The organism is Pseudomonas sp. GW821-FHT02C04 (assembly GCF_059421845.1).
The window spans coordinates 1-12,893 of record NZ_JBWKVT010000012.1 but is presented as its reverse complement, the minus strand read 5'-3'; the positions used below and the strand labels follow the sequence as shown (position 1 = coordinate 12,893).

General features: G+C 59.3%; 9 protein-coding genes. All 9 read right to left on the bottom strand.

What is annotated here, in order from left to right; genetic code table 11:
* Positions 1–42: 42 nt before the first annotated feature.
* Positions 43–1,023 (bottom strand): peptide ABC transporter ATP-binding protein, encoded by a 981-nt coding sequence (locus tag AC07VV_RS28990; RefSeq protein WP_053117064.1) that lies wholly within the window; start codon positions 1,021–1,023, stop codon positions 43–45.
* Positions 1,023–1,991 carry an ABC transporter ATP-binding protein gene (locus AC07VV_RS28985; RefSeq protein ID WP_192559769.1) on the bottom strand — a complete coding sequence of 323 codons (969 nt, stop codon included), beginning with the start codon at positions 1,989–1,991 and terminating at the stop codon, positions 1,023–1,025. Before AC07VV_RS28985 ends, AC07VV_RS28990 begins: the two co-directional genes overlap by 1 nt.
* 10 nt (positions 1,992–2,001) lie before the next feature.
* Positions 2,002–2,928 carry an ABC transporter permease subunit gene (locus AC07VV_RS28980; protein ID WP_495038193.1) on the bottom strand — a complete coding sequence of 309 codons (927 nt, stop codon included), beginning with the start codon at positions 2,926–2,928 and terminating at the stop codon, positions 2,002–2,004.
* Between the two features lie 11 nt (positions 2,929–2,939).
* Positions 2,940–3,950, bottom strand: a complete 1,011-nt coding sequence (locus AC07VV_RS28975; protein ID WP_096818896.1) for an ABC transporter permease subunit — start codon at positions 3,948–3,950, stop codon at positions 2,940–2,942.
* A gap of 73 nt (positions 3,951–4,023) precedes the next feature.
* Positions 4,024–5,619: an ABC transporter substrate-binding protein gene (locus AC07VV_RS28970; RefSeq protein ID WP_495038192.1), complete on the bottom strand. Its 1,596-nt coding sequence runs from the start codon at positions 5,617–5,619 to the stop codon at positions 4,024–4,026.
* 78 nt (positions 5,620–5,697) lie between these two features.
* A complete protein-coding gene (locus AC07VV_RS28965) occupies positions 5,698–7,110 on the bottom strand; it encodes an OprD family porin (RefSeq protein WP_495038191.1) in 1,413 nt (470 codons plus the stop codon).
* Positions 7,111–7,288: 178 nt separating this feature from the next.
* Positions 7,289–8,887 (bottom strand): ABC transporter substrate-binding protein, encoded by a 1,599-nt coding sequence (locus tag AC07VV_RS28960; RefSeq protein WP_096818901.1) that lies wholly within the window; start codon positions 8,885–8,887, stop codon positions 7,289–7,291.
* A 294-nt stretch (positions 8,888–9,181) separates the two neighbouring features.
* Positions 9,182–10,804 (bottom strand): ABC transporter substrate-binding protein, encoded by a 1,623-nt coding sequence (locus AC07VV_RS28955; protein ID WP_495038190.1) that lies wholly within the window; start codon positions 10,802–10,804, stop codon positions 9,182–9,184.
* A gap of 260 nt (positions 10,805–11,064) precedes the next feature.
* Complete coding sequence (locus tag AC07VV_RS28950; protein WP_495038189.1) at positions 11,065–12,666, bottom strand: ABC transporter substrate-binding protein; 1,602 nt, start codon at positions 12,664–12,666, stop codon at positions 11,065–11,067.
* Positions 12,667–12,893 lie beyond the last annotated feature (227 nt).

Sequence of the window (12,893 nt, the reverse complement as noted above, 5' to 3'; positions counted from 1 at the left end):
TGGTCAACTCATCAGCCCGCCCTGGCAACAGGGCGGGTTTTTTCAGGCCGCGCCGTCGAGGAACTGCTCGGCGTAGTGGCAAGCCACCTGCCGATTGTCGAGGGGGCGCAACGCCGGTTCTTCAGTACTGCAACGCTCGGTCGCGTACGGGCAGCGCTTGTGGAAAGCACAGCCCGGCGGCGGGTTCAGCGGGTTGGGCAACTCGCCGACGATCTTGATTTTCGGCTTGTTCGGGTCCGGGTGGATGGTCGGGGTCGCCGACAGCAGCGCCTGGGTGTACGGATGCAGCGGGCGCTCGTAGATGTCGTTCTTCGGGCCCATTTCCACCGGGCGACCGAGGTACATCACCATCACGTCATCGGCCACGTGTTGCACCACCGCGAGGTTGTGCGAGATGAACACGTAGGCAGTGTTGAACTCCTGCTGCAGATCCATGAACAGGTTCAGTACCTGGGCCTGGATCGATACGTCGAGCGCCGAGGTCGGTTCGTCCGCCACCAGCACTTTCGGTTGCAGCATCATGGCGCGAGCCAGCGCAATACGCTGACGCTGACCGCCGGAGAACATGTGCGGATAACGCTGGTAGTGCTCGGGACGCAAGCCGACCTGCTTCATCATCGCCTGGACTTTCTCGCGACGTTCGGCAGCCGACAGGTTGGTGTTGATCAGCAGCGGCTCGCCGAGCTGGTCACCGACTTTCTGCCGTGGGTTCAACGAGGCGTACGGGCTCTGGAACACCATCTGCACGTCTTTGCGCAGTTGCTTGCGCTGGGCCTTGTCGGCGCCGGCCACTTCTTGCCCGGCGATTTTCAGGGAACCGGACGATGGCTCCTCGATCAGGGTCAGGGCGCGGGCCAGGGTGGATTTGCCACAACCCGACTCACCTACAACGGCGAGGGTCTTGCCGGCTTCCAGTTCGAACGACACACCGTTGAGGGCGCGTACGGTCGCATGGCCCTTGAACAGGCCACGGGAGACTTCGTAGTGACGGGTCAGGTCGCGGGCGGTAAGTACGACGGCCATTACGCCACCTCCTGGTTCAACGGGTAGAAGCAGCGGGCGAGGCTGTTGCTTTTCGGGTCAAGGGTCGGACGCTGGGTGCGGCAGCTGTCCTGCACGTACGGGCAGCGTGGCGACAGCAGACAGCCTTGCGGACGGTCGTAACGGCCGGGAACGATGCCCGGCAGGGTCGCCAGACGCTCGGCACCCTGGCTGTGTTCCGGAATCGCCTTGAGCAGCGCTTCGCTGTACGGGTGGGCCGGGATGTCGAACAGTTGCGGCACCTGACCGACTTCAACGGCTTGACCGGCGTACATCACGCAGACGCGCTGGGCGGTTTCAGCCACGACGGCGAGGTCGTGGGTGATCAGCACCAGGCCCATGTTCTGCTCTTTCTGCAGCGCCAGCAGCAGGTCCATGATCTGCGCCTGAATCGTCACGTCGAGTGCGGTGGTCGGTTCGTCGGCGATCAGCAGTTTCGGCTCGCCGGCAATCGCCATGGCAATCGCCACACGCTGGCTCATACCGCCGGACAGTTGGTGCGGATAGGCGTCCATACGGCTCGCGGCGCCCGGGATTTCCACTTTTTCCAGCAGTTCGATGGCGCGTTTACGCGCTTGCTTGCCGGACATTTTCAGGTGCAGGCGCAGCACTTCTTCGATCTGGAAACCGACGGTGTAGCTCGGGTTGAGCGCAGTCATCGGGTCCTGGAACACCATGGACAGGTCTTTGCCGACGATCTGCCGACGCTGGCGATTGCTCAGTTTGAGCATGTCCTTGCCGTCGAAACTCAGGGAGTCGGCAGTCACGATCCCCGGGTGCTCGATCAGGCCCATCAGCGCCATCATGGTCACGGACTTGCCGGAACCCGACTCGCCCACGATGGCCAGGACTTCGCCCTTGTCCACCTTGAGGTCGAGGCCGTCGACCACCGGAGTGGCGTTCTTGTCGCCGAAGCGTACGTTGAGATTCTTGATTTCTAACAGTGACATGGGAATCTCCTCAGGCGGCGTTCTTGAGTTTCGGGTCCAGCGCATCGCGCAGACCGTCGCCCATCAAGTTGATTGCCAGCACGCTGAGCAAAATGGTCAAACCAGGCAGACTCACTACCCACCAGGCGCGTTCGATGTAGTCGCGGGCCGAAGCCAGCATGGTGCCCCACTCAGGGGTTGGCGGCTGTACGCCGAGGCCGAGGAAGCCCAGGGCGGCGGCGTCGAGGATCGCCGAGGAGAAGCTCAGGGTTGCCTGAACGATCAGCGGCGCCATGCAGTTCGGCAGCACGGTGATGAACATCAGGCGTGGCAGGCCGGCACCGGCCAGGCGCGCGGCGGTCACGTAGTCGCGGTTCAGTTCGCCCATCACCGCAGCTCGGGTCAGACGTACGTAGGACGGCAGCGAGACCACGGCAATGGCGATCACGGTGTTGATCAGGCCAGGGCCGAGGATGGCGACGATCGCCACGGCCAGCAGCAGCGACGGCAGGGCCAGCATGATGTCCATCAGACGCATGATGGTCGGACCGAGGATCTTCGGGAAGAAACCGGCCAGCAGGCCCATGAAGATACCCGGGATCAGCGACATCACCACCGAGGACAGACCGATCAGCAGCGACAGGCGCGAACCCTGGATCAGGCGGGACAGCAAGTCGCGTCCCAGTTCGTCGGTGCCGAGGATGAACTGCCATTGCCCGCCTTCCAGCCACACCGGCGGGGTGAGCAGGAAGTCACGGTATTGCTCGCTCGGATGGTGCGGCGCGACCCAGGGGGCAAAGATCGCGCAGAACACGATCAGGGTGAAGAACGCCAGACCGGCGACGGCGCCCTTGTTCTTGGCGAATGCTTGCCAGAACTCCTTGTACGGCGACGGATACAGCAGGCTTTGATCCACGTTCGAGGTGGCGGTGGCTACTGAGGATGTTGGAGTGCTCATGGGTATTGACCTCAGCGCTGGTGACGAATGCGTGGGTTGGCAAAGCCGTAGAGGATGTCCACCACGAAGTTGACCAGAATCACAATGCAGGCAATCAGCAAGATGCCGTTTTGCACGACCGGATAGTCCCGGGCGCCAATGGCTTCGATCAGCCATTTGCCGATGCCGGGCCAGGAGAAGATGGTTTCGGTCAGGACGGCGCCGGCCAGCAGGGTGCCGACTTGCAGGCCGACCACGGTCAGCACCGGAATCAACGCGTTGCGCAGGCCGTGGACGAACACCACGCGTGCTGGCGACAGGCCTTTGGCACGGGCTGTACGGATGTAGTCTTCGCGCAACACTTCGAGCATGGAGGAACGGGTCATCCGGGCGATTACCGCCAGCGGAATGGTGCCCAGCACAATGGCGGGCAGGATCAGGTGATGCAGGTAGTCGAGCAGGGCGCCCGGTTCATCGCTGAGCCAGGTATCGATCAGCATGAAGTGCGTTTTGCGTTCAACGTCGATCAACAGGTCGTTTTGCCCGGAAACTGGCGTCCAGCCCAGGCTGACCGAGAAAAACATGATGAGAATCAGGCCCCACCAGAAGATGGGCATCGAGTATCCCGTGAGGGATATGCCCATTACTCCATGATCGAACAGGGACCCTCGCTTGAGGGCGGCAATGACGCCGGCCAGCAGCCCGAAGACGCCGGCGAACAGCAGGGCAGCCATCGACAATTCAAAGGTGGCCGGGAACAGTTGCGTGAACTCGGTCCAGACGCTTTCACGGGTACGCAGGGATTCGCCGAGGTCGCCGTGGGCCAGCTTGCCGATGTAATCCAGGTACTGGGCATACAGGGGCTTGTTCAGACCGAGGCGTTCCATTGCCTGAGCGTGCATTTCGGGATCGACCCGACGTTCGCCCATCATCACTTCCACGGGATCGCCGGGGATCATGCGAATCAACGCGAAAGTCAGCAAGGTGATGCCGAAAAACGTGGGGATCAACAACCCCAGTCGGCGGGCAATAAAACTTAACATCTTGTGTGGTACCTCATCGGCCGGTTAGGCGTGCCCGGCGACCCTGGGGTCAGGGAGGCCGGGAGTTTCTTATCTACTTCACCTGGGTGGTGGCGAAGTTATTGGTTGTCAGAGGGCTGATGTGATAACCCTCTACGTTGTTGCGCATTGCGGTGAACATCCGGGTGTGGGCCATGCTGATCCACGGCTGGTCCTGATTGAAGATGGCCTGGGCTTCTTCGTACAGTTTGGCGCGTTCGGCCGGATCTACTTTAGCCCGTGCTTCGTCAAGCAGGGTCTGGAATTTCTCGTTGCACCAGCGAGCGTAGTTTTCGCCGTTCTTGGCGGCTTCGCAACTGAGCATAGGCGTCAGGAAGTTATCCGGGTCGCCGTTGTCGCCCGCCCATCCGGCCGAAACCATGTCGTGTTCGCCGGCCTTGGCGCGTTTGAGCATTTCGCCCCATTCCATCACGCGGATGTCGATCTTGATCCCGACTTTCGCCAGGTCAGCCTGCATCATTTGCGCGCCGAGCATCGGGTTAGGGTTGGTCGGGCCGCCGCCGTTGCGGGTGAACAGGGTGAACACGGTGCCTTCCGGCACGCCGGCTTCCTTGAGCAGTTTGCGCGCTGCATCGAGGTCATGTGGCGGGTTCTTCAGCTCGTGGTTGTAGCCCAGCAGGGTCGGCGGGTACGGGTTGACCGCGACCGAGGCGTTGCCCTTGCCGAACAGTGCGTTGACATAGGCTTCCTTGTCGAAGGCGATGTCGATCGCTTTACGCACCCGCACGTCGCTGATGTATTTGTGCTGGGTGTTCATGGCGATGTAGGAGACGGTCATCGCGTCCATTTCATCGACTTTCAGGTTGCTGTCTTTCTTGATGCTCGGGATGTCGTCCGGCTTCGGATACAGCGCGACCTGGCACTCGTTGGCCTTGAGTTTCTGCAGGCGCACGTTGTTGTCGGTGGCGATGGCCAGAATCAGGGCATCAGCCGGCGGCTTGCCACGGAAATAGTCCGGGTTGGCCTTGAAGCGAACCTGGGCGTCCTTGTTGTAGCGCTGGAAGACGAACGGGCCAGTGCCGACCGGCTTGTTGTTCAGGTCGCCGGTCTTGTTGGCCTTGAGCAACTGGTCGGCGTATTCGGCCGGGTAGATCGAGGAGAACGCCATGGCGATGTCGGCCAGGAACGGCGCTTCGCGGCGGGTCAGGGTGAACTTGACCGTGTTGTCGTCGACTTTCTCGACGCTCTTCAGCAGTTCCTTGAAGCCCATGCTTTCAAAGTACGGGAAGCCCACGCTCGACAGCTTGTGCCACGGGTGATTCGGGTCCAGCTGACGCTGGAAGCTCCAGACCACGTCGTCGGCGTTCATGTCGCGAGTCGGCTTGAAGTATTCGGTGGTGTGGAACTTGACGCCTTTGCGCAGGTGGAACGTGTAGGTCAGGCCGTCGTCGCTGATGTCCCAGGACTCGGCAAGCGCCGGGATCACTTCAGTGGTGCCTGGCTTGAAGTCGGCCAGACGGTTGAAGATGGTTTCGGCCACCGCGTCGGCAGTGACTGCAGTCGTGTACTGGACCATATCGAAGCCTTCCGGGCTGGCTTCGGTGCAGACCACCAAGGGTTTGGCCGAGACGCCGACAGCGACACTCAGCAACGCGGCAGCGATGGCCGCACGTAGGGGAAGCATTTTCATCAAGAACCCTCTGCAATCGGTTGAAGACAAAAAGCCGAACGGCCGACTCGTCACTGAGTCAGCCGTCGGCGTGCGTTTTTACAGGATGTTGAATGGTACGGTGGTCACGAGACGGAACTCGTTGATGCTGCCGTCAGCCTGGTTTTCGCTGGCGCGGTGAGCGGTGTAGGTACCACGGATGGTGGTGGCCTTGAGTGGGCCGCTCTGTACGGCATAGGTTGCACCGATGCCGTATTCGTAGTGGTGCTCGCCGTCCATGTTTTTCACGTCATACGCAGTGCCGGTGTAGTGAGTACCGTCGATGCCCCAGCCGCGAGCCTGGTAGATGTTGAACTTCAGGCCTGGCACGCCGTATTCGGCCATGTTCAGACCGTAGGCGACCTGGAAGGATTTCTCGTTCGGGCCGTTGAAGTCGGACAGCAGGGAGTTGGCCAGGTAGATGCCGTTGGTTTCGTGCAGGTAGTCGAAGTACTCGTTACCGTTAATTTCCTGGTACGAGAAGGTCAGGCTGTGGGCCTGGTGGGTCAGACCGAACGACAGGGAGTAGGTGTCGTTGTCGATGTTGCCCATCTCTTTTTTGCCGGTATCGACGGTCTTGTAGTAGTTCAGGCCGGTGGTCAGGCTTACGACGTTGCTGTCACCCAGTTCGTGGGTGGCGCCGAAGTAGTACTGGTTCCAGAAGTCTTCAACCTTGGAAGCGTACAGGCTGGTCTTCAGGCTTTTCAGCGGCTGGTAGTTCAGGCCGACGATGCTCACGCGATCGGTCTCGGCGCTGTTATTGGTGTACTCGGAGCGGAATTTCGACAGGCTCTCTTCGGTACGCGGCGATACGCGGTCGAAGCTGCCGGCGTCGAACGACAGGTTGTTCAGCTCTTCGCTGTGCAGGCTGACACCTTCAAAGCTCGAAGGCAGCGCACGGTTGCCGATGGTGTCGACGATTGGCGTGCTGAAGTTCTGGCGACCGGCGGTCAGCGTGGTGTTGGAAACGCGGAACTTGACGTTGGCCAGGCCCAGTTTGCTCCACTGGCCTTCAGCGTCGCCGCCTTCTTTGGTCAGCGTACGGTTGTTGCCTGCGCCTGGACGCGAACCTGGTGCGCCACCATTGTTGGAGGCCAGATCCTTGCGATCGCGCTCCAGGGCAACGGCGTTGTACGCGGCCACTTCAGTGCTGACACCGACGGTGCCCTGAGTGAAGCCGGAGGTGTAGTTGACGATGGTGCCCTGCACCCAGTTGATACGACGATCGGTCGGGGTCGCGACGCCGTCTTTGCGGTAGGTGAACTTGCCGCCACGTTTCAGTTGCTCGTTGGCGTACCAGTTACGGGTCGTGCCGCTGATCTTGGAGCCTTCGAGGAAGCCGGTGGCTTCAGCCTGGGCGCTCTGCTCGTTGACGGTAACCGGGGTGAACGCCTGGCTCTGTTCCTCGGCATAAGCCGTGGCGGTGATGCTGCTGATGGCCAGGGCCAGTATCGCGGTGCTGCTCAGTTTCATGGGTGAAGCTCCTTTACTTTCTTTTTATGCCGGCTTTTTTGGGTTGGCCGGTTTTTGGTTTTAGAACTCATTCACACATCGCAAACGTTTGCAAAAGGCCTGATTGGCGAATTTCGGCAAAGCGCTTGCGTGAGGAGGTAGACGGCCTCCTCAGCGTTGCGGCTAGTCGGTTTTTTGTTTAATCGATGCTGACACCCGAAAACACGTTACGACCGAAGGGGCTGACCTTGAATCCTTCGATCCTGGCGCTTAACGGCTGGTTGACCGTCGAGTGAGCCACAGGCGTGATCGGCACTTGCTGCTTGAGCAACTGCTGTGCCTGTTTGTAAAGCACGGTGCGCTGGTCGCGGTCGGTGACGACCTTGGCCTCCTTGATCAGCTTGTCGTAAGCCGGGTCGCACCACATGGAGTAGTTGTTGCCGCCAATGGCGTCGCAGCTGTACAGCGTGCCGAGCCAGTTGTCCGGATCCCCGTTGTCACCGGTCCAGCCGATCAGGCTGATATCGTGTTCGCCATTCTTGGTGCGCTTGATGTACTCGCCCCATTCGTAGCTGACGATCTTCACTTTCAGACCGATCTTGGCCCAGTCAGCCTGGAGCATTTCGGCCATCAGTTTGGCGTTCGGGTTGTAGGGGCGCTGCACCGGCATGGCCCACAGGGTGATCTCGGTGCCTTCCTTGACGCCGGCAGCCTTGAGCAACTCCTTGGCTTTTTCCGGGTTATAGGCGGCGTCCTTGATCGTGGTGTCGTAGGACCATTGGGTCGGCGGCATGGCGTTGACCGCCAGTTGACCGGCACCCTGGTAAACAGCGTTGAGAATCCCTTGTTTATTCACCGCCATGTCCAGCGCCTGACGCACTTCGAGCTGGTCGAACGGTTTGTGACGCACGTTGTAGGCGATGTAGCCAAGGTTGAAGCCCGGCTTTTCGATCAGTTGCAGTTTCGGGTCGTTCTTCAGCGCCGGCACATCGGCCGGGCGCGGGTGCAGAGTGACCTGGCACTCGCCAGCCTTGAGCTTCTGCACGCGGACCGAAGCGTCGGTGTTGATCGCGAAAATCAGGTTCTTCAGCTTCACCCGGCTCTGATCCCAGTAATGCGGGTTGCCGGTGTAGCGGATGTTCGAGTCTTTCTGATAGCTCTTGAACACGAACGGACCAGTGCCGATCGGCTTCTGGTTGATGTCGCTCGGCTTGCCCTCGGCTAGCAGCTTGTCGGCGTATTCGGCAGACAGAATGGCGGCGAAGCTCATGGCGATGTTCTGGATGAACGCGGCGTCGACGCTGTTGAGCGTGAACTGCACGGTCAGCGGCCCGGTCTTCTCGACCTTGGCGATGTTCTTGTTCAGGCTCATCCCGTTGAAATACGGGAACTCGGTCGGATAAGCCTTACGGAATGGCTGTTGCGGATCGAGCATGCGGTTAAACGTGAACAGCACGTCGTCGGCGTTGAAATCGCGGGTAGGTTTGAAGTACGCCGTTGTATGAAATTTCACCCCTTCACGCAGGTGAAAGGTGTACTTGAGGCCATCCTCGGAAATATCCCAGCTCGTTGCCAGGCCCGGTACGACATTGGTCGCGCCTTTTTCGAACTCGGCCAGGCGGTTGTACAGCGGTTCGGCGGCGTCGTTATCGGTCGCGGTCGTGTACTGCGCGGTATCGAAACCGGCCGGGCTGCCTTCGGAGCAGAACACCAGACTGTCGCTGGCGGCAAAACTCGCGGACGTGGCGGCCAACAGGCCGGCGCCCAGCAATGCGGAAAAAACCAAGGTGTGGCGCATGACGCTCCCTCTTTTCTCAGTGTTTTTCAATGCGCCGCGATCCCTTCCAGGGAAGTTGTGGCTGCATTGAGCTCAAACCCACAGCAAACCGATAGCCCACGCAGTCACTGGTCAGAACCTGACGGTAGGGGCCGCAGGTCTGGCAGTAAATGCGCTGAGTCCTAAAGACTCGTAGGAAAAGGCGACACGTCCTAGACCAGCCTGGTAAGACCAGGTGGAAATGGATGTAGGCAGATTCCTAACTATTCGGCAGAAAAAAACAGCGGCGACGCTGAAAACGTCGCCGCCGGTTTTTTACTTGACGCTGACGCCGTAGAAGGAATTCAAGCCGAATGGGCTGATCTTGAAGTCCTGCACGTTGGCGCGCATGGGTTGATACACCGTCGAGTGAGCGATAGGTGTCATAGGGACTGCATCTTTGAGGACGTGTTGCGCCTCTTTGTAGAGTTCGGTGCGCTTGGCCTGGTCAGTGGTGCGCTTGGCTTCTTTCACGAGGCCGTCGAATTTCTTGTCGCACCATTTGGAGAAGTTGTTGCCACTCAGGGAATCGCAACCAAACAACACGTTGAGCCAGTTGTCCGGATCACCATTGTCACCGCTCCAGCCAATGATCATGGCCTGGTTCTCGCCACCTTTGGAGCGCTTGATGTACTCGCCCCACTCGTAGCTGGTGATCTTCACGTTCAGACCGATCTTCTTCCAGTCGGACTGGAGCATTTCGGCCATCAGTTTGGCGTTCGGGTTGTACGGACGCTGAACCGGCATCGCCCACAGGACGATCTCGGTACCTTCCTTGACGCCGGCTTCCTTGAGCAGTTGCTTGGCTTTCTCAGGATCGTACTTGGCATCCTTGATGGTGGTGTCGTAGGACCACTGGGTCGGTGGCATGGCGTTGACGGCCAGTTGGCCCGCACCCTGGTAAACCGAGTCGATGATCTGTGGCTTGTTGACGGCCATGTCCAGCGCCTGGCGAACACGCAGGTCAGCCAGCGGGTTTTTCTCGTCGCTGCCTTTGACCTTGTCCATCACGTTGTAGGCGATGTAGCCCAGGTTGAAGCCCGCCTGGTTTGGCATCTTCAGCGTTTTGTCTTCATTCAACGCTTTCAGGTCGGCTGGACGCGGGAACAGAGTGACCTGGCACTCGTTCTTCTTCAGCTTCTGGATACGCACCGACGGGTCGGTGGTGATGGCGAAGATCAGGTTGTCGATCTTCACGTCATCAGGCTTCCAGTAGTCCTTGTTGCCGGTGTAACGGATGTTGGAGTCTTTCTGGTAGCTCTTGAACACGAACGGACCAGTGCCGATCGGCTTCTGGTTGATGTCGGCAGCCTTGCCTTCTTTCAGCAGTTGGGCTGCGTACTCGGCGGACTGAACCGACGCGAAGCTCATGGCCATGTTCTGGATGAACGCGGCGTCGACTTCTTTCAGAGTGAACTTGACGGTGTGGTCGTCGACTTTATCGATCTTGGTGATGTTGGTATCCATCCCCATGTCGGTGAAGTACGGGAATTCGGTCGGGTACGCCTTACGGAACGGGTCATCCTTGTTAATCATGCGATTGAAGGTGAACAGTACGTCGTCGGCGTTGAACTCACGAGTCGGCTTGAAATACGAGGTGGTGTGGAACTTGACGCCTTCGCGCAGGTGGAAGGTGTAAGTCAGGCCATCGGTCGAAATGTCCCAGTTGGTCGCCAGCCCAGGAATCACGGCGGTGCCGCCACGCTCGAACTGGGTCAGACGGTTGAACATGGTTTCGGCTGAGGCGTCGAAGTCGGTTCCGGTGGTGTATTGGCCTGGGTCGAAACCGGCCGGGCTGCCTTCGGAGCAGAACACCAGGTTAGTCGCAGCGGAAGCGAAAGGTGCGGAGGCTAACAAGCCTGCGCCGACTAAAAACGGAATGACCGCGTGTTTAAGCATGTTGGCCTCATGATTTGTTGTCATTTTTTAATATTGAGGTACGACCTCGTGAGTCGTGCCTGCGGATACTTATGCAGGGCCCATACCCAATGCAAGATCCAGAGCGCCCGGCGGCATCAAACGGTGGCACGAACGTACCTTAATGTCGCATCTGTATAACTTCTGACGCATTTGACCGTTTGCGGTCGGTTTTTACGGTGCAAACGAAGCCCCAAAACGGTGCATTGGTCACGATTTGCGCGCCGCCTTGGGGCTCGGTGTTACTTATTTATACCCACGCCATAGAAGGGGGTTAGACCGAACGGGCTGATCTTGAAGTCGGTGACTTCCTTGCGCAGTGGCTGGAACACCGTGGAGTTGGCGATCGGCGTGATCGGCACCTGCTGTTTAAGGATCAGTTGCGCCTGTTGATACAGTTTTACCCGTTGCGATTTATCGGTGGACACCTTGGCCTGCTGCACCAGTTTGTCGTAGGCCGGATCGCACCACTTGGCGTAGTTGCTGCCTTTCACTGCCGCGCAGCTGTAAAGCACACCCAGCCAGTTGTCCGGGTCGCCGTTGTCACCTGTCCAGCCATAGATCATCGCGTCGTGTTCGCCATTCTTGGCGCGCTTGATGTACTCGCCCCATTCATAGCTGACGATGTTGGCCTTGATGCCGATCTTCTCCCAATCCTGCTGGATCATCTGTGCCGACATCCGCGCATTCGGGTTGGACGCGCGCTGCACGGTCATCGCCCAGAGGTTGATGGTTGTACCCGGTGCAACCCCGGCTTCCTTGAGTAGCGCCTTGGCCTTCACGGGATCGTACGGCGCGTCCTTGATATTCGGGTCATAGGACCATTGCGCGGGCGGCAAGGCGTTCTGCGCGAGTTGCCCGGCACTCTGGTAAACCGCCTTGATGATCGCCGGTTTGTCGATGGCCATGTCCAGGGCCTGACGCACCTTTAATTGGTCCAGCGGTGGGTGAGTGGTGTTGTAGGCGAGGAAGCCGAGGTTGAAACCGGCCTGCTTCAGTACGCGCAGGTTCGGGTCTTTTTCCATCACGTCGATGTCGGCCGGGCGCGGGTAGCCGCTGACCTGGCATTCGCCGGTCTTGAGCTTTTGCAGGCGCACGGCGGCGTCCGGGGTGATCGAGAAAATCAGGTTATCGATTTTCACGTCTTCGGGTTTCCAGTAGTCCTTGTTCGCCGCGTAGCGGATCTGCGAGTCCTTCTGGTAGCGCTTGAACACGAACGGGCCGGTGCCGACCGGTTTCTGGTTGAGGTCGGCGGCGTGGCCTTCCTTCAACAGTTGGGCCGCGTATTCGGCTGATTGCACCGAGGCGAAGCTCATGGCGAGGTTTTGCACGAAGGCGGCGTCGACGTTGTTCAGGTTGAAGCGCACGGTGTTTTCGTCGAGTTTTTCCACGGATTTGATCGTGGTGTTCAGGTCCATGTCGGTGAAGTACGGGGACTCGGCGGGGTAGGCCTTGCGAAAGGTGTTCTCCGGGTCGAGCAGGCGCTGGAAGGTGAACAGGACGTCGTCGGCGTTGAAGGTGCGGGTCGGGGTGAAGTAGTCGGTGGTATGGAATTTTACGTTTTGGCGCAGGTGGAAGGTGTACTGGAGGCCGTCCGGGCTTACGTCCCAGTTGGTCGCCAGGCCGGGTTCGACTTCGGTGCCGCCGCGTTTGAATTGGGTGAGGCGGTTGAAGACGGTTTCTGCGGAGGCGTCGAAGTCGGTGCCGCTGGTGTACTGGCTGGGGTCGAAGCCGGCGGGGCTGGCTTCGGAGCAGTAGACGAGGGTTGTTGCGGCGTTGGCGATTGGGGTTATGGCGGTCAGGGCCAGGGTGATCAGGAGTGGTTTTAGGGTGGATCTTTGCATGTCTGGCCCGTGGGTTTTTAGGTGGTTGTTGCTTTAGGTTAGCGGGGGTTTGAGGGGGATCGGAAATATCGTTTTTTGAGGGGATGCGTCTATCTCGGTATATCTGGGCTAATTGTGTACATATCCGTTGCTGCGGTAACGGCTTCTTATGGTTCCGCTCTTACATCTATGGTTACCCCCTTTTCTGCAATACTGTTTTTTGATGAGTGGTTGGCTTGCTTTCATCT

Excerpts from the sequence above, each read along its gene's own strand:
- AC07VV_RS28950 (WP_495038189.1), bottom strand. The coding sequence starts at position 12,666 with ATGCAAAGATCCACCCTAAAACCACTCCTGATCACCCTGGCCCTGACC.
- AC07VV_RS28955 (WP_495038190.1), bottom strand. The coding sequence starts at position 10,804 with ATGCTTAAACACGCGGTCATTCCGTTTTTAGTCGGCGCAGGCTTGTTA.
- AC07VV_RS28960 (WP_096818901.1), bottom strand. The coding sequence starts at position 8,887 with ATGCGCCACACCTTGGTTTTTTCCGCATTGCTGGGCGCCGGCCTGTTG.
- AC07VV_RS28990 (WP_053117064.1), bottom strand. The coding sequence starts at position 1,023 with ATGGCCGTCGTACTTACCGCCCGCGACCTGACCCGTCACTACGAAGTC.
- AC07VV_RS28975 (WP_096818896.1), bottom strand. The coding sequence starts at position 3,950 with ATGTTAAGTTTTATTGCCCGCCGACTGGGGTTGTTGATCCCCACGTTT.
- AC07VV_RS28970 (WP_495038192.1), bottom strand. The coding sequence starts at position 5,619 with ATGAAAATGCTTCCCCTACGTGCGGCCATCGCTGCCGCGTTGCTGAGT.
- AC07VV_RS28985 (WP_192559769.1), bottom strand. The coding sequence starts at position 1,991 with ATGTCACTGTTAGAAATCAAGAATCTCAACGTACGCTTCGGCGACAAG.
- AC07VV_RS28965 (WP_495038191.1), bottom strand. The coding sequence starts at position 7,110 with ATGAAACTGAGCAGCACCGCGATACTGGCCCTGGCCATCAGCAGCATC.
- AC07VV_RS28980 (WP_495038193.1), bottom strand. The coding sequence starts at position 2,928 with ATGAGCACTCCAACATCCTCAGTAGCCACCGCCACCTCGAACGTGGAT.